The sequence below is a fragment of the Microbacterium sp. bgisy189 genome (assembly GCF_057707225.1).
Genome location: NZ_JBYIPT010000012.1, coordinates 40,050 through 62,420 on the forward strand (window position 1 = coordinate 40,050; position 22,371 = coordinate 62,420).

General features: G+C 65.6%; 26 protein-coding genes. 10 read left to right on the forward strand and 16 right to left on the reverse strand.

Annotation, left to right across the window (positions count from 1 at the left end; translation table 11 throughout):
• The first annotated feature begins 62 nt into the window (after positions 1 to 62).
• The 4 genes from AC3ENX_RS13220 (at position 63) to nrdH (ending at position 3,824) form a co-directional block, all read left to right on the forward strand.
• Entirely contained in the window at positions 63 to 656 is a 594-nt protein-coding gene (locus AC3ENX_RS13220) for a hypothetical protein (RefSeq protein WP_193599394.1), read from the forward strand.
• 428 nt (positions 657 to 1,084) lie between these two features.
• Positions 1,085 to 3,178: an FtsK/SpoIIIE domain-containing protein gene (locus AC3ENX_RS13225; RefSeq protein ID WP_434812299.1), complete on the forward strand. Its 2,094-nt coding sequence runs from the start codon at positions 1,085 to 1,087 to the stop codon at positions 3,176 to 3,178.
• Between the two features lie 55 nt (positions 3,179 to 3,233).
• The gene (locus AC3ENX_RS13230; RefSeq protein WP_193599294.1) at positions 3,234 to 3,512 is read left to right on the forward strand and encodes a hypothetical protein; all 279 of its coding nucleotides are present in this window, start codon (positions 3,234 to 3,236) and stop codon (positions 3,510 to 3,512) included.
• Positions 3,513 to 3,563: 51 nt separating this feature from the next.
• Complete coding sequence (nrdH, locus tag AC3ENX_RS13235) at positions 3,564 to 3,824, forward strand: glutaredoxin-like protein NrdH (RefSeq protein ID WP_193599295.1); 261 nt, start codon at positions 3,564 to 3,566, stop codon at positions 3,822 to 3,824.
• A gap of 69 nt (positions 3,825 to 3,893) precedes the next feature.
• On the opposite strand, the gene AC3ENX_RS13240 is transcribed toward nrdH, so the two are convergent.
• The 4 genes from AC3ENX_RS13240 to AC3ENX_RS13255 are packed head-to-tail and all read right to left on the reverse strand — an operon-like array spanning position 3,894 to position 5,701.
• Positions 3,894 to 4,127: a hypothetical protein gene (locus tag AC3ENX_RS13240; RefSeq protein ID WP_251448537.1), complete on the reverse strand. Its 234-nt coding sequence runs from the start codon at positions 4,125 to 4,127 to the stop codon at positions 3,894 to 3,896.
• Between the two features lie 7 nt (positions 4,128 to 4,134).
• Positions 4,135 to 4,356, reverse strand: coding sequence for a hypothetical protein (locus AC3ENX_RS13245; RefSeq protein WP_251448539.1), 222 nt, complete (start codon positions 4,354 to 4,356; stop codon positions 4,135 to 4,137).
• Positions 4,353 to 5,306, reverse strand: a complete 954-nt coding sequence (locus tag AC3ENX_RS13250; RefSeq protein WP_251448541.1) for a DUF3560 domain-containing protein — start codon at positions 5,304 to 5,306, stop codon at positions 4,353 to 4,355. The genes AC3ENX_RS13245 and AC3ENX_RS13250 overlap by 4 nt, the downstream gene beginning before the upstream one ends.
• Positions 5,303 to 5,701 (reverse strand): hypothetical protein, encoded by a 399-nt coding sequence (locus tag AC3ENX_RS13255; protein WP_434812300.1) that lies wholly within the window; start codon positions 5,699 to 5,701, stop codon positions 5,303 to 5,305. Before AC3ENX_RS13255 ends, AC3ENX_RS13250 begins: the two co-directional genes overlap by 4 nt.
• On the opposite strand from AC3ENX_RS13255, the gene AC3ENX_RS13260 reads away from it, so the two are divergent.
• Together AC3ENX_RS13260 and AC3ENX_RS13265 are read left to right on the forward strand one after the other, a co-directional pair.
• The gene (locus AC3ENX_RS13260; RefSeq protein WP_434812301.1) at positions 5,642 to 8,791 is read left to right on the forward strand and encodes a DNA methyltransferase; all 3,150 of its coding nucleotides are present in this window, start codon (positions 5,642 to 5,644) and stop codon (positions 8,789 to 8,791) included. The two genes, AC3ENX_RS13255 and AC3ENX_RS13260, sit on opposite strands and share 60 nt — an antisense overlap.
• Positions 8,788 to 9,123, forward strand: coding sequence for a hypothetical protein (locus AC3ENX_RS13265; RefSeq protein ID WP_251448546.1), 336 nt, complete (start codon positions 8,788 to 8,790; stop codon positions 9,121 to 9,123). The genes AC3ENX_RS13260 and AC3ENX_RS13265 overlap by 4 nt, the downstream gene beginning before the upstream one ends.
• Positions 9,124 to 9,602: 479 nt before the next feature.
• Here AC3ENX_RS13265 and AC3ENX_RS13270 read toward each other — a convergent pair whose 3' ends face one another.
• From AC3ENX_RS13270 to AC3ENX_RS13305, 8 genes are all read right to left on the reverse strand, one after another.
• On the reverse strand, positions 9,603 to 9,878 hold the full coding sequence (locus AC3ENX_RS13270; RefSeq protein WP_251448548.1) for a hypothetical protein: 276 nt from the start codon (positions 9,876 to 9,878) through the stop codon (positions 9,603 to 9,605).
• Positions 9,875 to 10,159 carry a hypothetical protein gene (locus tag AC3ENX_RS13275; RefSeq protein ID WP_251448551.1) on the reverse strand — a complete coding sequence of 95 codons (285 nt, stop codon included), beginning with the start codon at positions 10,157 to 10,159 and terminating at the stop codon, positions 9,875 to 9,877. The genes AC3ENX_RS13270 and AC3ENX_RS13275 overlap by 4 nt, the downstream gene beginning before the upstream one ends.
• Positions 10,156 to 10,398: a hypothetical protein gene (locus tag AC3ENX_RS13280; RefSeq protein ID WP_370428834.1), complete on the reverse strand. Its 243-nt coding sequence runs from the start codon at positions 10,396 to 10,398 to the stop codon at positions 10,156 to 10,158. The genes AC3ENX_RS13275 and AC3ENX_RS13280 overlap by 4 nt, the downstream gene beginning before the upstream one ends.
• A 10-nt stretch (positions 10,399 to 10,408) precedes the next feature.
• Positions 10,409 to 10,819 carry a hypothetical protein gene (locus AC3ENX_RS13285; protein ID WP_251448554.1) on the reverse strand — a complete coding sequence of 137 codons (411 nt, stop codon included), beginning with the start codon at positions 10,817 to 10,819 and terminating at the stop codon, positions 10,409 to 10,411.
• A 27-nt stretch (positions 10,820 to 10,846) separates the two neighbouring features.
• Complete coding sequence (locus tag AC3ENX_RS13290) at positions 10,847 to 11,587, reverse strand: HNH endonuclease family protein (protein ID WP_193599307.1); 741 nt, start codon at positions 11,585 to 11,587, stop codon at positions 10,847 to 10,849.
• 10 nt (positions 11,588 to 11,597) lie between these two features.
• Positions 11,598 to 11,801 (reverse strand): hypothetical protein, encoded by a 204-nt coding sequence (locus AC3ENX_RS13295; RefSeq protein WP_193599308.1) that lies wholly within the window; start codon positions 11,799 to 11,801, stop codon positions 11,598 to 11,600.
• A gap of 105 nt (positions 11,802 to 11,906) precedes the next feature.
• Positions 11,907 to 12,782, reverse strand: coding sequence for an ArdC-like ssDNA-binding domain-containing protein (locus tag AC3ENX_RS13300; protein WP_193599309.1), 876 nt, complete (start codon positions 12,780 to 12,782; stop codon positions 11,907 to 11,909).
• A gap of 455 nt (positions 12,783 to 13,237) precedes the next feature.
• The gene (locus AC3ENX_RS13305) at positions 13,238 to 13,483 is read right to left on the reverse strand and encodes a hypothetical protein (RefSeq protein WP_217585032.1); all 246 of its coding nucleotides are present in this window, start codon (positions 13,481 to 13,483) and stop codon (positions 13,238 to 13,240) included.
• Between the two features lie 99 nt (positions 13,484 to 13,582).
• Between AC3ENX_RS13305 and AC3ENX_RS13310 the strand changes: the two genes are divergently transcribed.
• Positions 13,583 to 14,050 (forward strand): hypothetical protein, encoded by a 468-nt coding sequence (locus AC3ENX_RS13310; RefSeq protein ID WP_061682440.1) that lies wholly within the window; start codon positions 13,583 to 13,585, stop codon positions 14,048 to 14,050.
• Here AC3ENX_RS13310 and AC3ENX_RS13315 read toward each other — a convergent pair.
• On the reverse strand, positions 14,047 to 15,570 hold the full coding sequence (locus tag AC3ENX_RS13315; protein WP_061682431.1) for a SulP family inorganic anion transporter: 1,524 nt from the start codon (positions 15,568 to 15,570) through the stop codon (positions 14,047 to 14,049). The genes AC3ENX_RS13310 and AC3ENX_RS13315 overlap by 4 nt on opposite strands.
• A 159-nt stretch (positions 15,571 to 15,729) precedes the next feature.
• Between AC3ENX_RS13315 and AC3ENX_RS13320 the strand changes: the two genes are divergently transcribed.
• Positions 15,730 to 16,110, forward strand: a complete 381-nt coding sequence (locus AC3ENX_RS13320) for a MerR family transcriptional regulator (protein ID WP_061682430.1) — start codon at positions 15,730 to 15,732, stop codon at positions 16,108 to 16,110.
• 19 nt (positions 16,111 to 16,129) lie between these two features.
• Here the strand turns inward: AC3ENX_RS13320 and AC3ENX_RS13325 are convergent.
• Positions 16,130 to 17,012 (reverse strand): IS5 family transposase gene (locus AC3ENX_RS13325; RefSeq protein ID WP_246367098.1). Its coding sequence is split into 2 segments (ribosomal slippage): positions 16,130 to 16,657 and positions 16,659 to 17,012, totalling 882 coding nucleotides; the frame shifts between segments, so codons are not numbered across the junction.
• Between the two features lie 304 nt (positions 17,013 to 17,316).
• On the reverse strand, positions 17,317 to 19,908 hold the full coding sequence (locus AC3ENX_RS13330; protein WP_061682427.1) for a DEAD/DEAH box helicase family protein: 2,592 nt from the start codon (positions 19,906 to 19,908) through the stop codon (positions 17,317 to 17,319).
• A gap of 95 nt (positions 19,909 to 20,003) precedes the next feature.
• Here AC3ENX_RS13330 and AC3ENX_RS13335 point away from each other — a divergent pair, with 95 nt between their 5' ends.
• Together AC3ENX_RS13335 and AC3ENX_RS13340 are read left to right on the forward strand one after the other, a co-directional pair.
• Positions 20,004 to 20,426 (forward strand): hypothetical protein, encoded by a 423-nt coding sequence (locus AC3ENX_RS13335; protein WP_061682425.1) that lies wholly within the window; start codon positions 20,004 to 20,006, stop codon positions 20,424 to 20,426.
• A 167-nt stretch (positions 20,427 to 20,593) separates the two neighbouring features.
• Complete coding sequence (locus AC3ENX_RS13340; protein WP_061682422.1) at positions 20,594 to 21,532, forward strand: abortive infection family protein; 939 nt, start codon at positions 20,594 to 20,596, stop codon at positions 21,530 to 21,532.
• 16 nt (positions 21,533 to 21,548) lie between these two features.
• On the opposite strand, the gene AC3ENX_RS13345 is transcribed toward AC3ENX_RS13340, so the two are convergent.
• A complete protein-coding gene (locus AC3ENX_RS13345) occupies positions 21,549 to 22,196 on the reverse strand; it encodes a hypothetical protein (protein ID WP_251448559.1) in 648 nt (215 codons plus the stop codon).
• Positions 22,197 to 22,371: the final 175 nt, after the last annotated feature.

Genomic DNA, 22,371 nt, shown 5'->3' on the forward strand with positions numbered 1-22,371 from the left:
AGTGTGGGGATCAGCCCCGGCCCGAAACGGGGCCGAAGCCTCCCCCATTCAGACGGTGACTCGTGCCCTCAACAGATGTCAGCGCCACTGGCGACGCCGACCGACCCGCAGGGTCAGTCTCGGCCACCGGCTACCGCTCAATCGCGTACTTCCTCCCGGTTGCCCTGCACTCGCGGCTCAAGGCTGCGTGGTGGGCGACGAGAGACGAACCGGAGGGCGCGCCGGCGTTGGCCGGTCTCGTCGAGGTCGCGATCGGCCACGAGGCCGACCGTCTCGAGCAGCTCTACAACGAGGGCGTCCCGTTCCAAGCCGCGCCCACCCGCGCCCAGGGGGTCAACCCCAAGGGGGCTTCCGGGTACCGCCACCAGACCTACTACCTGCCGGTTGCCCTGCATGCGCGGCTCAAGGCTGCGTGGTGGGCGACGAAGGATAAGCCGGAGGGCGCCCCAGCGTTGGCCGGTCTCGTCGAGGTCGCCTTCGAGCGCGAAGCGAGCCATCTCGAGCAGCTCTACAACGAAGGCGTCCCGTTCCCGCCGGCGCCGGCCAAGGCACGGGGCATCAGTCGTGCCGCAGCGCAACGTCAAGGCGAGTGGCTCCGCGGCGAATGGGAGCGCCGGCGGCAGGCGCAGACCCCGCCCGACGCCACCGACGACTGACCTCACCCCGGCGAGCTCCGGGGTGTTGCAGGGAGTATGCGCCGCAGTATGCCGCCGATATGCGCCGCGATATTGCGCCATACCTGCGCGAGGGTTGCTGCTGGAAATATTTCCCAGGGGGAGGGGGTCAAGCTCGATTCGACAACCGTGCCTGCGGCAGAACGCCAATCGGGCTTGATCCTATCACCCGTGTCAAGCGCGGGTGTAGCGGAGGTATTGCGCTCATGCGCGCCGCGATGTGGCGCAATACCCGTTTCCAGTCCACCGTCTCGATCTCCTCGGGCTCACTCTGGCGTAGGGGACATCACGAGTGCGTCAGGGCACGCGGAGAATCCGCGATGTCCGCGAAGGAGCCGATCGCCGGCCTATACCTCGCAAGAGGGTCGTGAAGTACTCGGCCCGCTCAGGAGGCTCGAATGGCAACTCGTGTGGCATCACGTCCGCCGGCACGACCGCCCGCACCGGCAGCGGTGGCGTTGGGTGTTCTTCCCCGACGTCAGCTGACCGGGATCATCCCGGCGCTGCTGTGCATCGCTCTGGCGACGGCAGTGACGGGGCTGAACGCGGTGCGGCCGTTCACCGATCTGGTTCCGCTGCTGTGGGTCGTCGCGGTGCTGCTCGCCGCCGCCGCCGTCGTGTCCGGTGTGCGCACCTTCCAGCGTGAGGGTCGGATGGACCCGGCGATCGAGGCGGTGCTTCCACTGCTCGGCGCGGCGCAGCCGACGCGCGCGCTCGTCGAGCCGGTGAAGTGGACCCGCGGATGGGTGGGACTCCCGGAGCGCATCAAGATCCGATACGCCTCACACGTCGACGACACCGATCCTCGCTTCGTCGATCAGATCCTCGCCGGCCTGGCCCGCCGGCTCGGAGCGGAGTACCGGGTGCGCAAGCACAACTCGAGGCGCTGCGTGCTCGTCGTCGAGCTCGCCCCAGCCAGCGATCCGATCTCCCGCGAGCAGCAGCGCGCGATCGAGGTCGTCAAGCTGGTCATCGACCCGAGCGCGAACGTCTCTGTGAAGAGCGCCGAGGACGGATCGGTCTCGAAGATCGAGGTCAAGCACAACGTGGGGCCGAAGATGGCCATCGCCGCCCGACGCTCTCAGGTCGAGAAGGTGGTCTCTTCGATGCTTCCCGGCCGGTGGCGGGCGCACTGGGATCTCGAAGGCGACAAGATCACGTTCGAGGTCCGGCCGACGATGCCAGACATGGTCCTGCACGAAGTGGAGCCCGCAGCCGCGCTCACCCATGCCGCCTACAAGGCGTTCAGGATCCCGATCGGCCCCGACGAGGACGGCCAGATCCAGTCGTGGCATCCGGCGGTCTCTCCGCACTGCCTCGTCATCGGTGGCACCGGATCGGGCAAGACCAGCTTTCAGCACACGGTGCTCACCCACCTGGCGCACGCGCACTGGCGGGTGTGGGTACTCGATGGGAAGAGGATCGAGTTCGCCGGGTTCCGGGACTGGCCCAACGTCGAGCTCGTCGGCGCGCGCGTGGAGCACCAGGTGCGGATGCTGCATGCCGCGCACGAGCTCATGGAGGAGCGGTACTCGCAGCTCGAGAACGGCACGGCCCGTCTCGAGGACTTCGACCCGCTCGCCCTGATCATCGACGAGTACGCGACGTTCAAGGCGCGCGTGCAGCGGTGGTACAAGACGGTCAAGCCCAAGGGGGCGCCAGCGCAGGCTCCCGTCCTCGATCTGCTCTCCGACCTCGCCCGCCTGGCGCGATCCGCGAAGATCCACATCCTGCTGGGCCTGCAGCGTCCCGACGTCGAGTTCCTCGGCGGTGAGATGCGAGACAACTTCGGCGCCCGCGTCAGCTTCGGCCGTCTCTCTCCGCAGGGCGCCAACATGATGTGGGACAGCTTCGCGGTCGGTGTCGCGATCCCGCGCAACAAGCGCGGCCGTGGCGTCACCCTGAACGCCGAGTCCCTCCCCGTTGAGATCCAGGCGTTCTACACGCCGGATCCAGCGAAGCTCGACTCCACCGACAAGGGCGACTGGGATCACCTGGCGGCGCTGCGCCCCGAGGTCGCGGACTACGAGCGGATGATGGTGCGCGACCCGGAAGCGGAGCTCACCGACGATGGCGAGGGCGAGGAGATCGAGCCCGACTACTTCCAGTGGGCTTCGGCCGAGATCGTCCCGTGGGATCCCGCGGCCTCGTCGACGAGCAAGCACGAACCCCTCCGCCCCGCGAACGTCACTCCGCTGGACCCGCGCGAGCGAGTCAGGTTCGTCCCCGATGTCGACGACGAGACACCTGACGTCGACGCGGCCGCGGACGGCGACGGGTACGGCGAATCGCTCGAGGGGCCCGCGGTGGAGCTCGAGGTCGGAGATCTCCTGCTCGTCGACTCGGCCTTGGGCCTGTGGGCCGTGATCGAGGGTGTGGAGCCCGATGTCGTCGACGACGAGTACCTCGCGATCGAGTACCGCGACCTCGACAACGGCGAGGACGGGTTGCTGACGGTCTTCGACAACTCGGTGGTCAGCTACCGCCGACCCGAGGCTGCGTGATCGTGGCCGCCATGACGCTGCGGGCCACCTGGCCCCGAGAGAAGGGATGAGCCGGATGTCGAACCAGAGCGTGTCGGAAGACGACTGGATCTCGCTGCTGCTGATCGCCGTGCTCGTCCTGGCTAGCGGCGCCGTGTCGCTGGGGATGTTCCTCGATCCGCTGCGCGCGTGGATGCTGCAGTACCACTTGCTCGAGCAGGGCGATGCCGTGGCGATCGCTGTCGTCGACGGCGTTGGGCTCGGCTGGGGGCAGATCCTCGTCATTCTCGCGATCCTGATCGGTGCGATCGCGCTCATCGTGTGGCTCAAGCGCCGCGCGGCTGCCCGTGTCTGAGCTGTCCGCCATGCTCAGCAAACGAGACCCAGAAAGGAGGAGAGATCACCCATGACAACCACACTGACGAACGGCGACAAGTCGATCACGCTGTTCACGAAGCCATCGTGCGTGCAGTGCACCGCGACGTATCGCGCACTGGATGCGAAGGGCATCGACTACGACGTCGTCGACCTCAGCGAGGACGCCGCGGCGCTCGAGCAGGTCAAGTCGCTCGGCTATCTGCAGGCGCCGGTCGTCATCACGGATGAGGATCACTGGTCGGGCTTCCGTCCCGACAAGATCGACGAGCTCGCGCAGCGGCTCGCGTGACTGACAGCAGAGGCCCCGCCGGCAGCTCTTCGCCGGCGGGGCCTCTGCTCTGCTCGTCCGAGTGGGACATCATCTGTGCGGCATGTGCGCCGCTGCCCACCGCTGCAGCAGCTCCTCCCGGAGAGGCCTGTTCAGCTCGAGCATCCGCCGAACCCCGACCGGCGCTGCATCCGTCGGCGTGCCGACGTCGAGCGTGCGCAGCCCGAGATGCTCGCAGGCCCATGCTGCGAGCTCGTCGAGCTCCACAGTGACGGTGGCGGTGACGTCAACGCGCTGCTGCCACTGAACCTTGTAGGCGGGCATCGGACGCTCAATCAGGATTGCGGAAGAAGTCGATCACGAGCGCGATGGTGAGGGGGACGAGGATCACCGCTACAGCGGTGATGATGATGCGATCAAGGATCGGCGCGGCGAGGATCCCGAGCCACCCAGCGAGGACCGCGGCCGCGATGTACAGCAGCGCGATCGCGAGCCGGCGGAGCCAACGAGTCGTGGGCTCCGGGATCGTGCGGGGACGGGCGGCGATGGTCATGAGCTCGCCCCGCTCTGGCCGGCACGGTGCTCGCGGATATGCGTGTACGGGACGGTGCCACGGTGGCCGTAGGCGTCGACGATCGTGACGCTCTTCGGGTTTGTGCGCGTGACGGTGCACCAGCTACCGAAGTACTTGATCTGGTCCCCGACGTCGATGGTGTCCCTGCTGTGGTCGGTGGCGACACCGGTCGCGATCTGCTCGGCCCGGACCTCCTGCCAGTAGATGAGCTGATCATCGGTCGCGGCCAGCTCCCGCTCGAGCCGCTCGGCGTAGGCGCCGGTCGCTGCGACCGTGACCTCGACATACCCGCCGGGGAGGGTGCGTCGGGAACCGTCGAGACGTCGACGGATCCCGGCAAGGTCTGCACGGAGCTTCTCGATCCGGTTCGCCACAGTGATCGGCGCGTACCGCGCATCGTTCGACGCGGCCGCGATGTCGGCACGCACCTGGGCGCGCCGTGCCTCCGCGTCGGCGTCGATCGAGCGGCGGATCGCCGCGTCCGCCTTCGCGATCGCTCGGCGGTGGCCGGCCTCCGAGTGGTGTCCGACCTTGATGGGCTCGCCACCTTCAGGGAGACGTCGCAGCGCGCGTGCTGCGCGCTCCGCCTCCTCTGTGGCGTCCTGTTGGCGCCGAGCGGCGCGCTCCGACAGTGCGGCAGCGCGGTCGTCCCTGCGGTCGACCAGGTCAGCCTCGACGACGGCCGCAGCCCGGCGTTCATAGTCGATCGAAATCTCGACAACGAACCCGGCAGAGGTGAGCTGCTCGGCGGTGCGGTTGATGATCGCGGTCTTCGGTTCGCGGTCGCGGGAGTGGGGGATGTACCAGGATCCGAGCGCCCGGCTCCACCGCCAGCCGTTGGCCTTGAGAGCATCGGCCGTGCCGTCGCCCCGGCTGGTCCCTTCGATGAGGGTGCCTTCCGCGGCAGCGTGGATGATCGTGAGCGTCATGGCCGGCTCCCTTCCCGCGCGGCCGCGTCGTGGGCGAGCGGGTGACGGAACCCGATCTCCCGTTCCCAGACCTCCGCGGCGCGGTGCAGGCCCTCGTACTCCTTCACGCCCAGGTGGTCGGGGGAGTCGACGAGCGTCCGGTGGGCGAACCGACGTGCGATCGCGTCGCCGAGGCGTTCGACGAGGTCACGCGCAGGGGACTGATCCCATCCGGGGTGGTGGCAGGAGACTTCGGCGAGTAAGAGACGGCTGCGCTCGATCTGCAACGCCTGCTCGTCATCGGCCATGGGGACGATCTCGGCGACCGGCTGCCATTCGTAGCGCGGTGCGGCGATGTGCTGCTTGATCGCGTAGCTGACGCTCGCGTAGTTCTCGTCCCAGAGGCTCTGACCCATCCGGTCGGCGTTCTCCGCGAGCTCGCGCGGAGTGTTGCTGCGGTAGGCGGGCGTGGAAATGTAGGCGGCGGTGACCAGCAGGTCGATGGTGTCGCGGTTCACGGGAAACGCGCGCATGATGAGACCCCCTCGGTAGGTGGTGAATGTGACATTCACTACCCTAGGGCCGGTAGTCACCCATGTCAATGCATGATGATGATGATGCCGCCGCAGCATCCCCAGCCACGCCGTGGGCAGGGTGGGTGGTATGAGGCGAGAGGGGCCTGGGCGGATACCGTTGGGATCGTGCCGAAGTCACTGTCGATGAATGAGATCCGAGCCCGCGCTGCGCAATTCACCCGCGATTGGCAGGATGAGCCCGGCGACGAGCGACAGCAAGCGCAATCTTTCGTTCGGGATCTGCTCGGCGTGTACGGGATCACCCAGACCCGCGCGGCGTTCTACGAGAAGCGCGTCAAGCGCTCATCGACCGGCTCGCGCGGATACATCGACGCGCTGATCCCTGGTCTCGCACTTATCGAGATGAAGTCGGCCGGCAAAGATCTCGTTGCGGCCGAGCAGCAGGCGCTCGACTACATCGACGACCTTCCCGACCCGGAGGTTCCTCGGTGGGTCATCACGAGCGACTTCCGCCGGTTCCGCCTGCTCGACCTTCACGCTGAGAGCGAGGGCGTGCAGGAGTTCACCCTGACCCAGATGCGGGATCGTGCCGACGCGCTGGCGTTCCTCGCCGGGTACGGTGAGCGCACCTTCGGATCGAAGGCGCAGGAGTCGGCGTCAATCAAAGCGGCGAAGCTGATGGCGTCCCTCTACGAGGCTCTCGAGGGGTCTGGGTACGACGATCACGAGGCGTCGGTGTTCCTGGTGCGCACCTTGTTCGCCCTCTACGCTGATGACGCCGGAGTGTGGGATCGCGATCTGTTCCTCGAGTTCCTCGAGACCCGCACCGCGACGGATGGTTCCGACCTCGGGCCTCAGCTGTCGTTGTTGTACCAGGTCATGGGGCGCGAGCCGTCTCGTCGGCAGTCGAACCTCGACGAGCTAATCTCGCGGTTCCCCTACGTCAACGGCGGGGTCTTTGAGGAATCGGTGTCGATCCCGTCGTTCGATGCCGGCATGCGTGACCGGCTGATCTCGGCGGCGATGTTCAACTGGTCTGCGATCTCGCCGGCCATCTTCGGCAGCCTCTTCCAGGCTGTCAAAGACAAGGCAGCTCGGCGTGAGCTCGGTGAACACTACACAACCGAGACCAACATCATGAAGGTCATCGGCCCGATGTTCCTCGATGAACTGCGGCAGCGGTTCACGGACGGATATCACGACACCGCCAAGCTCAAGAAGTTGCGTGCCGACATGGGGCTGATGCGGTTCCTGGATCCAGCGTGCGGCTGCGGCAACTTTCTGGTGGTCGGTTACCGGCAGATGCGAGCACTCGATCTTGAGGTTCTGCTGCGGATCCAGGAGTTGTCCGGCGAGACGGCCCGCACGATGTTCTTCACCGAGGAGCACCTGGCCGTGCGGCTATCGAGCTTCCACGGGATTGAGCTCGAGGAATGGCCTGCCCAGATCGCAGCGACGGCACTGCACCTGGTGGAGCACCAGGCGAACCAGGCGATGGAGCTGGCGCTAGGATCTGCGCCCGATCCGCTGCCACTGGACAAGATCAAGAGCATCGTCGTCGGCAACGCGCTGCGCGTCGATTGGGCAACCGTCCTAGGACCGACCGAGCACCTGTACATCATGGGAAACCCACCCTTCCTCGGCCACGCCACCCGCTCGTCAGAGCAAGCGCAGGAACTGCGCGACGTGTGGCGGCGGGACGACATTGGGCGGCTGGACTACGTCACCGGCTGGTATGCGAAGGCGCTCGAGTTGCTCGGCCGTCCCGGCTACCGGGGCGAGTTCGCCTTCGTCTCGACGAACTCGATCGCGCAGGGGGAGCCTGTGCCGGCGCTCTTCGGCCCTGTGTTCGCCGCAGGGTGGCGAGTCAAGTTCGCACATCGGACATTCGCCTGGTCCAGTGAGGCGCCCGGTGCCGCGGCAGTGCATTGTTCGGTGATCGGATTCGACCGGCCGTCGAGGAAGAGGGCGCGGCTGTTTGACTACTCCGGAAACCTCAAAGGCGAGCCCGTCGAGATCCCCGTGGTGGATCAGCTCAACGGCTACCTGGTGGACGGCCCGATTGTCCTGGTCGATCAGCGCCGAAGCCCACTGGCCTCGGCGCTTCCTCCAATGGTGTTCGGGAACATGGCTCGTGACGACGGCAACCTCCTGATCGAGCCAGGCGACTACGCGGAGGTCATGGCGGATCCGATCGCCGCGAAGTACGTCCGACCGTTCGTCGGCGCCCGGCAGCTCATCCACAACGAGCCCCGGTGGTGTCTGTGGCTCGTCGATCTGGACCCCAGCGACATTGCCCGCTCACCGATACTCCGCCGGCGGCTGGATGCCGTGCGCCAGTTCCGCGCAGCATCGAGGGCCGAGTCCACTCGGCAGATGGCGGAAACGCCGCACCTATTCGGTCAAAGGTCGCAGCCCGACACGCCCTATGTCTGCGTGCCGCGGCATGCGAGCGAGACCCGCAAGTTCTTCCCGACAGCCCTGTTCACCCCGGATGTGATCTGCGGTGACGCCAACTTCAAAGCAGATGACCCGGACGGCCTCGCGTTCGCAGTGATCTCGTCTTCGGCATTCATCACCTGGCAGCGCACCATCGGAGGCCGCCTCGAGTCTCGTCTGCGCTTCTCGAGCACCCTGACGTGGAACACCTTCCCGCTGCCTGCCATCACCGATTCACAGCGTGCCGCGATCATCGCCGGCGGCCGAGCCGTTCTGGATGCGAGAGCGCTACGCCCAGAACGCTCGCTCGCAGACCACTACAACCCCCTGGCGATGTCGCCCGAGCTGCTCCGTGCCCACCGCGAACTCGACGCTGCTGTCGACAAGACTCTGGGGCTGCGTGGAGCAGCAACGGAAGCTGACCGGTTGCGAGCGCTGTTCGCCAGCTTCGCGAAGCTCACTACAGCGAATGAGCTCGCGATGCCGAAGAAGCGTCCCCGTAAGGCGAGAGCCGTGAGCGCGGCGTCGTGAACTGGCCGTACCCGACCGTCCCCGTCGACGGGATCGCGACGGTTGATGAGGACGGCGAAAATCAGGTCTGCGCTTGCGGCAATGATTCGGCTACCCAGGATTGGCGAAGTGCCGATCGTCACGGGTGCCTTACCTTCGATGCGGCGGGTTCGTCCGATCCGAACGAGTTCGCGGTGTGCCCGGTGTGCGGCCGCGTGTATCCCAACGCTGCGCTGTTCCGGGGTGCCGCGGCGGCTGTCGCCCGCTATGAGATCACGAGCGCCAAGGTCGTTGCTGCGCTACAACGGTATGACCACGATGCCTACGGATCCGGCGCGCCGTTGACGAGCTGACGGCAGCGGCTCAGCGCGCGGTTGTCAGTGCGTCAGCATAAGGTTCGCTGTTGTGGTGCAGCACTGGTCTCCGATGTCTCAGCTGCAGGCGTCACCGGAGCCGGGGATCTGGTACGTGTTCGATCACAGTAAGCGGATCGCGATTATCCGCCATGTCGAGATCCGCGGCCGCAGGCTGTTGCGGTCGGTGACGTTTGATCGAGATCCCGATCGGCGAGTGTTGATCGGCTACTTCCCGGACGATGCGATGCGTCTCGCGGTTGAGTGCACCTGGTCTGAGTATGTGAGGGCGACCGGCCCTCCGGTTAGTAATCGTCGATGATCGCGTGCCGCCGGGGCAAGAGAAACGGCACCCGGCCGGAGCGTGGAAATTGTCACATTCACCAACGATCCAACTGAGGAGGAGCCATCGCCCCGAGGGGCGGGAGGGAACCTGCTCAACAGCCGGGTGCCGCGCCTTAGTGTACCGCGCGGGGCGGTCAGAGCGGGGGGGATTGCAGGAGCTCGTCCGCGACTCTGTCGAGCAGCTGCGGGGTGAGCTGTTCGTGCCGGCCGGCGCGCTTGATGGCGTCGATCGTCGCGAGGATCGTGGTGTGCGCGTCCGGTGCGGCCGGGATGGTCTTCTGTGCCCGGCGGATGCGGGCGCTGAGCTCGAGGATCGCGGCTTCGTCTCGCTCGTTGTTCGCGTAGCCGGCGGCAAGCTCGAGCGCCTGGTGCAGCAGGCGGATCTCGGCGGTGGTCAACGGCGTGGTCATCGTGTCCTCATGTTCAGGAGCTCGGCGGTCAGTTGGGCAAAGCGCGCGTCGACGTCGCGCGGGTCGGCAAGGTCGGCGTCAGGAGCGATGGGGCGGGCGTCGTAGAAGTGGTGACGGATGACGCGGCCGCGGTCGTCGACGAAACCTGCTCCCTCACCCTCGATCGGTTCGAGGAGGGTGACGACGTCGACCGTGAGCTCTCGTGCAGTGCCGCGTTCCCTGATGAGGGTGCGGTCTCCGATGTGCAGCGCGGGCCACGGGGCGAGCTCGGGGTCGGTCATGGGACTTCCTTCCGTGCGGCGGGGGATGGGCGACGCAGTCGTCGAGCGGACTTGGGGATGGGTTCGTTGCGGGGCAGCTTGGCGAGGAGCCAGTCGTCCCGGACGGCTATGGCGGCGGCGAAGCACGTCATGAGTGTGGGGTGGTGGTGGTTGGCGCATCCGGCGCGGGTCTGGCATCCGAGGTCGTAGCCCTCGGGGCTGCCGTGGACGATCCTCTTGGCGACCTCGTCGGATAGCATCGCCGGCTCCTCAGTCGAAGGTGGCGTCGATCAGGAGGTCGAGCGCGTCGGCGAGCTCGCGGAGACGATAGCTACGTCGGCCGGCGATGACGTGGCCGAACAGATTGACGAAGTGCAGCTCGCGGGTGGCGGTGTCGGCGACAGCGACGGTATGGACGTCGTGCGCGTCGATGTATTGCCAGCTGATGATGTAGTTGCGGCCGGCGACGTGCGCCTGCGCCCAGCGAAGGAGCAGCGCGCCGAGCGGGCCCTCTTCGGAGGCGCGGGGCGAGTAGGGGTCTGCCGGCACGATCGCGTCGACGGAATGGAATCCGACTGAGGAGCGGGTGATCTCGTAGCTGTCGAGCGGGATGTCGGTGAAGAGGTCGTTGTATCGGGTGCCGGTGTCGTCGGTGATGACGATGTTGTTGAGCGTGCTCATCGGTGTCTGGTCCTCTCGGTGTGTGGGTCAAGCGGCGCAGCTGGTGAGCTGCGCGCGGAGGGCGGTGTAGTCGGCCGGATTGACCGTCAGCTGGTACGCGGCGAGGACGTCGACGAAGCGGGATGCGTAGACGCATCCGTAGTCCGCGGCCGGGGGCATCCACTCGGCGGGCCCGCGGTCGCTCTTGGACTGATTGGCGCTGCCGTCCGTGGCCTGCAGGTTGAGCGGGTCGTTGGCGAAGTGTTCGCGCTGCGTCTCGTCCCATTCGTCGGCGCCCTGGCGCCATACCCAGGCGAGGGGCACGATGTGGTCGATCTGCACGAGCTCGCTGGTGCCCTGTCCGCGCTGGAAGGTGATCGTGAGCCCGGTGTACGGGTCGTGCAGCGTTCCGGTGAGGACGACGCAGTCGTGGGTGCCGGGCTTGGTGGTGATGTCCTCGAGCGCGGCCGCGAGCGCATCGTTGCGCTGGTCGCAGCCGTTGCGGTCGATGTCGGCCCAGCGTTGCCCGAAGGCGTCGCGCTGATAGGTGTCCTGATTGTCAGCCTCGGCGATGTCCAGCTGCTCGAGCTGCTCGAGGCTCGCGGTGGCTTCTGCCGTGAGGTCAGCCGATGGCGTTGCCGGCGGTGCGGCGGATGCGGGGGGTGGGGTCTCGATCGTCGCAGCGGGACTGCTGCTGGCGGCCTGCGTGGTGAGGGCGATCGCGCCGGCGAGCAGTGCGACGACCAGGGCGCCGGCGGCGGATGCGGTGCGGGTGGTGCGGCGGGTCATGGTGGTCCGTTCAGAGGAAGAGGATGGCGCCGAGGACGACGGCCGCGACGAGCGCGGCTGCACTGATGGCGAGGCTGGCGAGGAGTTTGAGGGTGCGCCGCACGGTGCGCTCGGCGCGCCGGATGGTGTCGAGGGTGACGAGGATGCCGACGAGACCACCACTGCCCAGCAGCAGGGGAGCGAAGTCGCGCGCGGTGCTGAGGGCGAGATCCATGGTTCCTCCGGGTGAGTGCGTCTAGGGGTATAGGCCGCGGTTGGGGGTGTTCGCGGACAGGGGTGATCCGGGGACGGGCATGGGCGGGCCCGTCCCCGGATCCGGCTACGCGGCCGTTTCCTGGCTCTCCTCGCCGAGCATGGCGTCGGCGATCGCGTTGACGGCGCGGAGGACGTTGCCGGCGACGCTGCGGATGAGGTCGACGTCGCCGCCGGCCCATCCCGCGACGTAACCGATCGACCACGCGCTGGTGTCGAGTCCGAGGAGTCCACCGGCGCAGTAGGCGACCGACTCGGCCTCGGTCTCGATCACGCCGCGGTGCTCGCGCGTGCTGCCCTCGTCGAAGTGCAGGAGTGCGTGGCCGATCTCGTGCAGGAGGGTCTTGACTCGCATGGCCGGCGCCATCTTCGCGTCGACGCGGATCTGTCGGGTGAGGCCATCGGTGTACCCGTTGAGTCCGTCCTGCTCGATGTCCTCGAGCGCGACGTTCCACCCCTGGCCGGTGATGTAGACGGCGAGCTGGTCGAACAGCCCGGCGACGTCGTCTCCCTCGAGGTAGACGGCGGGCTGCTCGGGAAGCGGCTCTCCCTCGGTGTCGGTGACGTCGAAGACGGAGAGTACGGGGTAGATCACCCGGCTGCTGGTGGACTCCTCGCCGGTGGTCTCGTCGACCTCGACGATGCGCTTGGTGGAGTAGCCGAAGATCTTGATCGACTTCGCGCCCTTGACGACGTGTCGGCCGAGGCTCTCCCACTGGCGGTAGCCGAGGCAGTAGGTGCCGCCCTGCGCGAGGATGAGCATCTGGTTGGAGAATGAGCGGCGCCGGACAATGCGGGCGAACCGCAGCCAGGCCTTCCAGTTCTCGCTCTCGGCGAGTGTGGTGACCTGGGCGGTGAGCTGGGCGTGTAGCGCTTCGGCTTGCGCGCGGCGCTCTTCCGGGGTGCGCCGGGTGGTGCTGGAACGGCGGGTCTTGGTGGGCATGGAGTCCTCCCTCAAAGTGGACAAGTAGTGAATGTGACATTCACTACTCTAAGGGGTGGGCGGACAATGCGTCAACACCGGTTCTGAGCGGGCCAGCGGGAGGCGGTCAGCCCTGCAGAATGTCGGTGGCCGACTTGGGGTACGCGGTGCGAGGCAGCGTGATCGGTATGCGCCGGCGCTGGGTGCTGCTGCCGAGCGGGAAGGCGTCTGGTGCAAGTACCTTCTTGCAGGGAGCACTATTCATCAGTTCTCACTTGCGGTGTAGCCGGATTCAGCAAGGCTTCGACGCGCAATCGTGAGAACCGTGCAGGAACGGTACGACGGGTAGACCGATGCCGCGTCAGGGCTGGCCGTTAACTCGAGACGTGTCCAGGGTTCCGCGTCATCACCGCTGCGAGAGAGAATTTCAACGCCGACGGCACTCGCTGTAGCAACAAGAGCTACGACTGACAGAGTCAGTCCTCGATGTCGCCTAGTTGTTCCCCGGCGAGAGCTCGTTGGACGAGCCGCGCATGTTCTGCGGACAACGGGAACTGGATCTCATCGCAGTCTGGAAAGTTCTCATCCCCAGCACTGACGCTCAGGAGGAAGTCGCCTCCGGGTTCTCGGAGCACGACGAGCATGCCGCTTGTCAGTGAAGGCTCTCCGTCGATTGTGCTCACTGGCCAGGTCAGCGCGATTCGAATGAGTTCGTCGCTCATCAAGATGAAGCTCGATTCTGGTTGCACTTGCTTGTTGAGCCAGGCTACCGAGCCGACCCACGAGCCAAGCGGGTCGCCGTGCGCCGATATGGTGCACACATGAAGCACCTGCACTACGGCTCGATCGTTATAGCCATCTCTGATCAGTTGGCCTCGACCTTTCAGACAGCAGCGCACGACTTCATGGCCGCGGGGCGCTCTGCAGTCTGGCCAGTCTCGGGCTACCGCGATGATCGGGATGAGATCTCGATTCAGCTGGCTGTTGGTCCTGGGATTGCGTTTGCGATCACCGACACTTGGCTCCCCGACGAGCGCGAGCCTTCACGACACGATGCGGACTCGATCGCATACATAGATGGCGAGCACGAAGCCCTCGAGAAGGAGCAGTTGAGCGAGGCGGTCCGGAACGTGCTGGTGTACGGCCGGTTCGACAGGCACTCAATGAAGGATGCCGGAAGCTGGCGGTTCAGCGGGCATCCAGCCGTTACCGACGCACACGATCCTCAATCCGCCGTGAACTCCCTAGGGCGTGTTGATTTAGTGCCGGGGTCGCTGGAGTCCAGTTAGTGCGCGTTGCCGAGTCCGCCAGTGAGGCGGCCGTGGAATCGGGCGGTGGCGTCGTTCATGCCGGTGAAGGTGACGGTCTTGCCGAGGTGTTCGTATTTGGTGTGGATGGCGTCGAGCGCGGCGACGGTGGATGCGTCCCAGACGTGGGAGCGGGTCAGGTCGACGACAACGCGGTCGGGGTCGTGGGTGTATTCGAACTGCGTGGTGAGGTCGTTGCTGGAGGCGAAGAACAGTTCTCCGTCGACGGTGTAACGGGCGGTGGGCTGGCCGTCTTGGTCGGTGATCTCGCGGGTGACGGTGGTGAAGTGCGCGACGCGGCGGGCGAAGAGGATCATCGCGGCGATGACGCCGACGCCGACGCCGATGGCGAGGTTGTGGGTCCACACGGTGATGCCGACGGTGACGACCATGACGAGGGTTTCGCTGAGCGGCATGCGCTTGAGGGTGGTGGGGCGGATGCTGTGCCAGTCGAACGTGGCGACGGAGACGACGATCATCACGGCGACGAGGGCGGCCATGGGGATGACGGCGACGATGTCGCCGAGCACAAGCACCAAGACGAGGAGGAACACGCCGGCGAGGAAGGTGGAGATGCGGGTGCGGGCTCCGGATGCCTTCACGTTGATCATCGTCTGCCCGATCATCGCGCAGCCGCCCATGCCACCGAACGCGCCGGAGAGGATGTTCGCCGCCCCCTGAGCCCACGCTTCGCGGGTCTTTCGGGAGTGGGTGTCGGTGATGTCATCGACCAGTTTCGCGGTCATGAGGGATTCGAGGAGCCCGACGATGGCCATCGCGGCGGCGAACGGGAAGATGATGCCGAGGGTGTCCAGGGTGAGCGGAACGTTCGGGATGAACAGTTCGGGCAGGCTCTGCGGGAGTTGGCCCTGATCGCCGACGGTGGGGACGCTGATACCGAACACGACAGCGGCGGCAGTGAGCAGAACGATCGCGACCAGCGGTGCCGGGACGACACGGGTCAGCAGCGGCATCAGATACATGATGAGCAGGCCCGCGACCACGAGCGGGTAGACCATCCAGGGCACCCCGAGCAGCTGCGGGATCTGCGAGATGAAGATGAGGATGGCGAGGGCGTTGACGAACCCGACCATGACGCTGCGGGGTATGAACCGCATTAGCTTCGCCACCCCGAGAAGTGCCAGCACGATCTGGATGAGCCCACCGAGGATCACGGTGGCGATGAAGTAGTCCATCCCGTACTCGCGGGCAACAGGGGCGATGACCAGCGCGATGGCGCCGGTTGCGGCGGTGATCATCGCGGGCCGGCCGCCGAGGAATGCGATGGCGACCGCCATCACGAACGACGAGAACAGCCCCACCCGGGGGTCGACCCCGGCGATGATCGAGAACGCGATCGCTTCGGGGATCAGCGCGATCGCGACGACCAGTCCGGCGAGGACTTCGCGGGTGAGAATGCGGGGGCTGCGCAGCGCTTGCAGAACGGTCGGTTCGATCCGGTAGCGGGCGGCGGGATCTTGCGTGGGCACGACGGCGGTCACGGTGCTCCTTCGTGGTCGGCGGGGATGTAAGCCCGCAGGAAGGCGCTCCGTTGCGCCGGGAAGTCTCAGAGATTCGGGAGAGGATGGATGCTGCACGACAGGGTGCGAGCGAACAACGAGACTCTAACGTAACGTGAGGGTTGAAGGAAATCGGGGATCATGACTGACGCGGCGATGCACATCGGTGAACTGGCCGAGCGCACTGGTCTGTCACTGCGCACCCTCCGCCATTACGACGAGATCGGTCTCGTCACTCCGTCCGGACGCACCGATGGCGGGTTCCGCCTCTACACCGCCGACGACGAGGCACGGGTGATGCTGATCCGCCGGATGAAACCCCTCGGCTACAGCCTCGACCAGATGCGTGAGCTGCTCGACCTCATCAATCTGGTCAACGCCAACCCGCGCGATCCGGAACTTGATGCTCGGTTTGAGAGTGTCCGGCAGGAGGCGCTCGAGCGGCGCGACCGTCTCAGAATCCAACTCGCCGCCGCCGAGGAGTTCGTCGCTCAACTTCACGCCCGCTCCACGAAGGTGTAAGCGGCTCACCCAAGTCCGCTCAGCGCGCGCCGGTCTTGACCCAGATTAAAGTTCCGGCGAGACAGATCGCGGCGCGGTAGTTGCGGGCGAGTTTGTCAGAGCGCATCGCGATCCCGCGCCACTGCTTGAGCCGGTTGAAGCACCGCTCAACCACGTTGCGCCCCTTGTAGCGAGCTTGCTGCTGGTCGCCGAAGTCGATCGGCCGACCCGGCCGCTTCCGGCGGTGCGCGATCTGGTCGTCACGCTCCGGGATGGTCGCAGCGATCCCGCGGCTGCGAAGCCAGGCGCGGTTCGCCTTCGAAGGGTAGCCCTTGTCGGCAAGTACCCGGTCCGGGCGGGTTCGGGGCCTACCCTTACCGGCGCGGGGCACGCGAATGTCTTCGAGGACCGCGGTCATCATCGTGGTGTCGTTGACGTTGCCGCCGGTGATCAGCATGCCCAACGGCCGGCCACGGCCATCGCAGACCATGTGCAGCTTGGTTGTCAGTCCGCCGCGAGAGCGTCCGATCCCGTGATCCGGCGGCTCGACCCACGGATTCCTGTCATTCGGTAGAGCCCCCTGTGTCCCGCTTCAGGGTCGCGCCGTGCTGATGCACACGCGCGATCGTGGAGTCGATCGAGACCACCCAGTCAATCTTCCCGGCGGCATCTGCCTGCCTCTGGACCTCCGCGAGCAGCTTCTCCCAGGTGCCGTCCGCGGCCCATCGGCTGAACCGCTTGTAAATGGAGTTCCACTTCCCATACTGCTCCGGCACGTCCCGCCAGGGAGCGCCGGTGCGGTACTTCCACGCCATTCCCTCGACAGCGAGCCGATGATTCGTCCACGGCCTCGACCGGCCCGTAACCGTCGGCATCAACGGCTCCATCACGGCCCACGCCTCGTCAGAGATCTCGTGTCGCATCACCGTTCAAGGCTCACCGAGACAAGGGCAGATGACTTGATCAACACGCCCTAAACCGCGAGGGAATCGATGTCGTCAGCGTGACTGAGAGCGGCGCCCCGGGCGACTCAGCTTGGTCGAACTTCTACATCCTCGGGCGGTATGTCGACACTCACCTGTGAGATGCAACCGGTGGCGGGCTGCCAGTGCTGCTTGAGCGCTCTTGCGGGGTCGTTTCGTAGCGTGTCAACATCGGTGGGAGCTGGGTCGTGGAGTGCTTCGGTCACGATGAGGACGCGGCGGGTGTCGGGCTGGATGGCTGCCGTCAGACCTCCCCGATACGTGTGACAGTAAGCCTGTCGAGAACGTCTTCCGGCCGTAACCGGTGCTGATCGAGCAACTTCACAACTCCATCGGTACGTTCGCTCGCCACTTTGATGTTCCGCAGTAGCTGCAGACCTTCCCAGAGCCGCTCGGTATCTGTCGCGAGTGCGCGGATGTCGTCGGGTGTCACGCGGTAGCTGTCTCCGCCGGCAACTGCGATCGCGTCCTTATGGACGAGCGTGCGCGGGGTGACCATAACCGCTGCGCTAATCTCGGGGACCGCGACCGCTCTGTCTTCCGCCACAAGTGCGAGGTGCCCGTTCACCTGCAGGGTGTCGGTCACACCAATAACGCCGTCGATCTTGTGTTCGCTCTTCGCCTCGACGCTGATCCACTGTGTCTCGTCCCAGCACCAAGCAGAATCGGTCCGCGAGTTCCCCTTCGGCTTGAACGCGTGCGCCCCTAGGAACAGCCCGAGCTGTGTGAGCGCGGGTTCGTAGGCCTTGTGGTCGATCTGCGAGAGGCCATCGAGCATGTTCTCGAACGCGGTCTTGAGCTTCGCGGGACTTCCCACCCCGTCTATATAGGTGCTGAGCCGTGATGCTGCACTCAGAAGCTGTGCGCTCGGGGCGAGAGCTTGCCGGCCTTGGAACGGAAGGAACGCTGCCATCCACGTAGCGGGCTTGGCGGCATCGACCGCCTGCGCGGCAAGCGCGTCCGCCCTGACGGCCAATTCTTCGTCGTTTGCATCGCGGGCGGCCTTATCGATGGTGACCGCGGCTCGGAACAGCAGCGTGGCTTGGTAGCCCCGCACCGCTGGATACGAGGTCAACGCGGTCGCCGCGAGGTGCAGCTTTTCGCTGGCCGCCTTCCAATCCGCGTTCCACATTCTCTCCATCGCTTCAACCTCGTGCTTCGCCGCCTCCGCGAGTCCGGGTGCCTCCGCGGGCTCATGCTGCACGGCAGCAGCCCTGATTCGCGCGAGCTCTTCCTCTGGGTCACTTCGCCACTGCTTGCCCTGCTCGAGGAACATCGCGACGTTCTCTCGAACGTCGTCGAGCGACGTATCGGACTGGTCCAGACCGAACTCGATTTCGGACTGCAAGTCAGGCGACAGTGTTGCGCGCATTTCTTCGCGGGAAAGGTAGGTGGTGGTCTCTTTATCGGCGACGATGACGAGTGCCCAGTCCCTTGGGCCGCGGGTGCACCGTCCGATGCCCTGAACCACGCGGCTCCGTACCCGTTCGGCTGAGACGGCGGCCGCGCGCGCACGGGAAGCGTAGAACCGCTCCTGGAGGTTGGTGACGCCGGGATATCCAGCCATCGTTACTGATCGGCAGGCCTTGCCGGGGAGATCGATGCCGTCGTAGCGGTTGGCGAGCAAAGCGACCGACTTGGTCGACGCGGCAAAGTCGTCGAGCGAATCCTCGACGTCGCTTTTTCGGAACACAGTCCAGTTCTTGGGCACGATCGTTGTGCTGGCGTTCTCCGCCTCCTTCTCGCTCGGGGTGATGACGATGGACTTCCCGACCGACTTGATGAGTTCTTTGGTGAGCTTGTCTGGATCCGCATTAGGAACCAAGTGCGGGAATACGAGGAAGCGACGTCCGGAGGTGGGGGTTGGTGCTCCCTCGGGGCGGTGCAAGCGTGCGACGGATGGCCTTCCGAAGGCGCGCTCCAACTCGCCAGAGGTTCCGAGCGTCGCCGAGAGGTAGACCCGTTGCGTTGCCGAGGCGAACAGCGAGTTCTCGAATGTTGGCGGGGTGACGGGTCGTGCTTCGATCTTCGACCAGGAGACGTAGAGCGTGCAGGCAGCGAGGTGGCCTCCTATTGCGTCGAAGGCGAATTTCTGTGCTGCTGCGAACCGATCGGAGCGGTCAACGCGCGCGAAGGCGCCGAGAGCACGTGCAAGTCCCGGCAGTGCGTCGTCGCGTTGGGCGAGGACGAGACCGTCAACAAGTTCACGGGTTCCTGCGCCGGGGGTGTTCCCGATGAGCTGCTGATACCGCTCCTGGGGGAGCATCGGTGCGACCGCTTCCAGCGCCTCGCTCCAAATCGACCCGTAGAGGTGGCGTGGTATTTCGACGGTGTACGCCTTTGACACGTACTGCTCGCCCGCGTGCGCGTCGTCGAACACGATGATGTCTGCCTCAATCAGCTTCGGAGACGTGTTGAAGATCGAGCTGTAGGGGACCACGGCCGTAGCCTTCGCACGCTCGTACTTGCTTTGAGCCGACGGATCCCACTGCTTCCAAGACCCCGAGAGATCGACGACGTCGATACCTTCCTTCTCCGCTGCCGCTACGACTTGACGCACGAGCTGCTTGGTTGGGCAGACGAAGATGGCGCGCCCCTTACCCTCGCGGCGCCGCCAGTCCGCGATAAGAAGGCCGGTCAACGTCTTCCCCGTACCAGTCGGCAGTTCGATCGCAAGATCCCGGGCACCCACGCGCTTCTCGGCATACTCGCGCAGCAGATCGACCTGCTGCGGCCATAGCGTGTCTGAGTTTTCCCCCGTCTTCCGCAGTAGCGGGAACAGCTTCTCCGGAGTTTCAGCGCGCAACTGCGTATCCGAGCGCTTCTTGATCGCCATCGTTCCCCCTAATTCGTCGGTGCCCCTGGGCGGAGCGTTCGTGCGCGACTGAGACCACCGCTCGAACAGCGTTCACGGTCTGGAACACTTGCTCCATGAGCACTGACAAGGAAGTCGTACCCATACTGGTCACGCTAGGACATCTCGGCGACGACAGCCTGCAGCTGCGTTTCCCGTCGGAGCACAGCGACGAGATCCTGAAGCTTCTCGACGAGCACGGTATCGACCACAACACAGCCATGGAGCATTCCTATGATCCGACTGATTGGATCGAAGTAGTCAAGGTGCTCGGCATAGCTGCCGGCAGCGCCGGCGGCCTGCACGGTCTGGCGAAGGTGATTACGGCGTTCGTTCGTCGTCACGATGGCAAGCGATTCATATTCACGAAGGACGGCGAATCCGTAGACGCTCAGGGCTACTCCCAGCGGACGGTAGAGGCCATGCTCCAGAAGATGCCACAGGAGCAGGCAGATCTGGACGCCGCCACCCGACGCGCGATGGGTATCGACGACGCTTAGAGCGGCACGGCACCGCTCCGAGCAAGTGCCATGGCCGCCCAATGGGACATTGAACTTGCCATGAAGTTCGGGCCTGGTCGTCTGGTGCAGTGCTCAATCGCAGTGAGCTTGAGGGCGCGGCCCGACCGTCTCGAGGCCGGGCTTGCGGAGTGCATAGCATCGGTGGCATGCCGGCATCTCGCAATCGCATCTCTGCCATCACGCGTCGAAAGCTGTTCGATTCGATCGCGCTGTCAGGGTTGGGTTGGTCGGGCCGTCTCCAGGAGCCGGACTTCCTTGGGCGCCTCTACGATCTGAGCAGCTTGCCGAGCGCGGATACGCGGTATCGCGATGCGCATGGAGACATCTGGCAGCACCGCGTGAACAACTACGACTGGGACGACGACTGGGTCTTCTCGGACAGTCGGTTCAACCTCGCGCATGGTGATGACGATGTAGTTCTCGCGTTCCTCGCCGAGATCTTGCATCCCCTCGTTCGTTCCGACGAATCGGAGGTCGCGGCGCTCCTCAAGGGCTTCAACGAGGCGCTGGCCCGCGACGGGTATGAACTGTATGCCTCCGATTGGATTAGCGGGCACGCTGTCTATGGCTGGCGGCGACTCGACGCGTTTCACGGCTCAGCGCCCGAGTTGCGTCTGAGCGAGCGGCCGCTCACGGATCCTGCGGTGCTTCAGGAGCATCTCACTCGGATCCGGGCCGGGCTGGTGGCTGACCCGGCGGCGGCGATCTCCTCGTGCAAGAACCTGCTCGAGAGCCTGTTCAAGATCATCCTGGACCGCAGTGGCGTGAGTTACGGCGGCAACGACGACGTGCCGCGCCTGTATCGCAAGGTCGCCGAGCTGCTAGCTCTGAATGCGGAAGCCGTCCCCGAGTCGGCTCGCGCCAGCCAGACCTCTCAGCAGATCCTCCGAACGCTCGTGACGACTGTGAGCTCACTTGCCGAGCTGCGCAACGAGCTCGGAATCGGACATGGGCAATCGTCTCGCAGCGCAGCGCTTGCTCGCCATGCCCGTCTCGCTCTGAACGCAACCGTGACAATCGCGGAGTTCGTCCTCGATACGTGGCAGGCGCGCATCGAGTCTGGCGCGTTGGAGCTCCCCAGCTGACTTGCGACCGCTTCGATCACATCCGGCGGATATTAGCGAGTGCCTCATCGAGGGTGTGGAGCGCGTGGAGGACTTGGATCGAGCGGCTGAAGATCAGGCTCTCAAACATGGCGTCGTCGGTCTTGGGCATGACGGAGCGAGAGACGACCCAGGCGGCCCCTGATTCGATGCCGACGTCGTCGCTGAACATGTGTGCGGCGACCTCGTTGCGGATCTTCACGAGCGTCTCTTTGAAGGAGCGGTCATCGGCTATGTCCCGGACGCTTGCCTTGTAGGTGTTCTGCCCCGCGGTGAGCCCCTCGATGTCGATGAAGTCAGCGAACCGACCGGTCTGCGTGCGTGCAGTGCGTTGCAGGTCTCCCAGGACCCTGTAGACGCCTTCGATGCTCTCGCGCAGGACGAGGGCGAGGAGCTTCTCGGTCGTGACCCGCGCAGCGGGGTCTGCGGCCATGGCGCGCAGCAGCACGCGCATGTCGACGTCGATCTGGACGATGAAGAACCGAGCGGCCGCGTATGCCTTGACTACCGCAGCCTCGTCGCCGGCGCCAGCAACGCTCTCGACGTCACGCGCCCGGTGCTCGAGGGCCTCGACAGCGAGCGGGATGGTGCGGTCGAAGCCAGCGACGCTGTCGGCGTTGGATGGCGGCTGGCTGGGGCTGCTCATCGTCTCAGCGTGCCACCGAATCGGCGGGGCCGGTGGACGTCGATCGAAAGTCATCTTAAAGTTAAGGCATGAGTGGGTTGTTGGTGCATGGGCCGCGGATGATCGGGGCGCGTCGGCAGTTGTCTATCCCGCGGCGCGTGCTGGTGTCGGCGGGGATCGAGGTGCCGGGTCGGGT

Bases quoted from the DNA above. Each gene is read 5' to 3' on its own strand.
- AC3ENX_RS13250 (WP_251448541.1), bottom strand. From the start codon at position 5,306: ATGACGCTCACGATCATCCACGCTGCCGCGGAAGGCACCCTCATCGAA.
- AC3ENX_RS13280 (WP_370428834.1), bottom strand. From the start codon at position 10,398: ATGCTATCCGACGAGGTCGCCAAGAGGATCGTCCACGGCAGCCCCGAG.
- AC3ENX_RS13255 (WP_434812300.1), bottom strand. From the start codon at position 5,701: ATGGGTCAGAGCCTCTGGGACGAGAACTACGCGAGCGTCAGCTACGCG.
- AC3ENX_RS13345 (WP_251448559.1), bottom strand. From the start codon at position 22,196: ATGAGCAGCCCCAGCCAGCCGCCATCCAACGCCGACAGCGTCGCTGGC.
- AC3ENX_RS13310 (WP_061682440.1), top strand. From the start codon at position 13,583: ATGAAGCACCTGCACTACGGCTCGATCGTTATAGCCATCTCTGATCAG.
- AC3ENX_RS13320 (WP_061682430.1), top strand. From the start codon at position 15,730: ATGACTGACGCGGCGATGCACATCGGTGAACTGGCCGAGCGCACTGGT.
- AC3ENX_RS13300 (WP_193599309.1), bottom strand. From the start codon at position 12,782: ATGCCCACCAAGACCCGCCGTTCCAGCACCACCCGGCGCACCCCGGAA.
- AC3ENX_RS13330 (WP_061682427.1), bottom strand. From the start codon at position 19,908: ATGGCGATCAAGAAGCGCTCGGATACGCAGTTGCGCGCTGAAACTCCG.
- AC3ENX_RS13285 (WP_251448554.1), bottom strand. From the start codon at position 10,819: ATGAGCACGCTCAACAACATCGTCATCACCGACGACACCGGCACCCGA.
- nrdH (WP_193599295.1), top strand. From the start codon at position 3,564: ATGACAACCACACTGACGAACGGCGACAAGTCGATCACGCTGTTCACG.
- AC3ENX_RS13335 (WP_061682425.1), top strand. From the start codon at position 20,004: ATGAGCACTGACAAGGAAGTCGTACCCATACTGGTCACGCTAGGACAT.
- AC3ENX_RS13240 (WP_251448537.1), bottom strand. From the start codon at position 4,127: ATGCCCGCCTACAAGGTTCAGTGGCAGCAGCGCGTTGACGTCACCGCC.
- AC3ENX_RS13275 (WP_251448551.1), bottom strand. From the start codon at position 10,159: ATGACCGACCCCGAGCTCGCCCCGTGGCCCGCGCTGCACATCGGAGAC.
- AC3ENX_RS13270 (WP_251448548.1), bottom strand. From the start codon at position 9,878: ATGACCACGCCGTTGACCACCGCCGAGATCCGCCTGCTGCACCAGGCG.
- AC3ENX_RS13245 (WP_251448539.1), bottom strand. From the start codon at position 4,356: ATGACCATCGCCGCCCGTCCCCGCACGATCCCGGAGCCCACGACTCGT.
- AC3ENX_RS13340 (WP_061682422.1), top strand. From the start codon at position 20,594: ATGCCGGCATCTCGCAATCGCATCTCTGCCATCACGCGTCGAAAGCTG.
- AC3ENX_RS13230 (WP_193599294.1), top strand. From the start codon at position 3,234: ATGTCGAACCAGAGCGTGTCGGAAGACGACTGGATCTCGCTGCTGCTG.
- AC3ENX_RS13295 (WP_193599308.1), bottom strand. From the start codon at position 11,801: ATGGATCTCGCCCTCAGCACCGCGCGCGACTTCGCTCCCCTGCTGCTG.
- AC3ENX_RS13290 (WP_193599307.1), bottom strand. From the start codon at position 11,587: ATGACCCGCCGCACCACCCGCACCGCATCCGCCGCCGGCGCCCTGGTC.
- AC3ENX_RS13305 (WP_217585032.1), bottom strand. From the start codon at position 13,483: ATGAGCGACGAACTCATTCGAATCGCGCTGACCTGGCCAGTGAGCACA.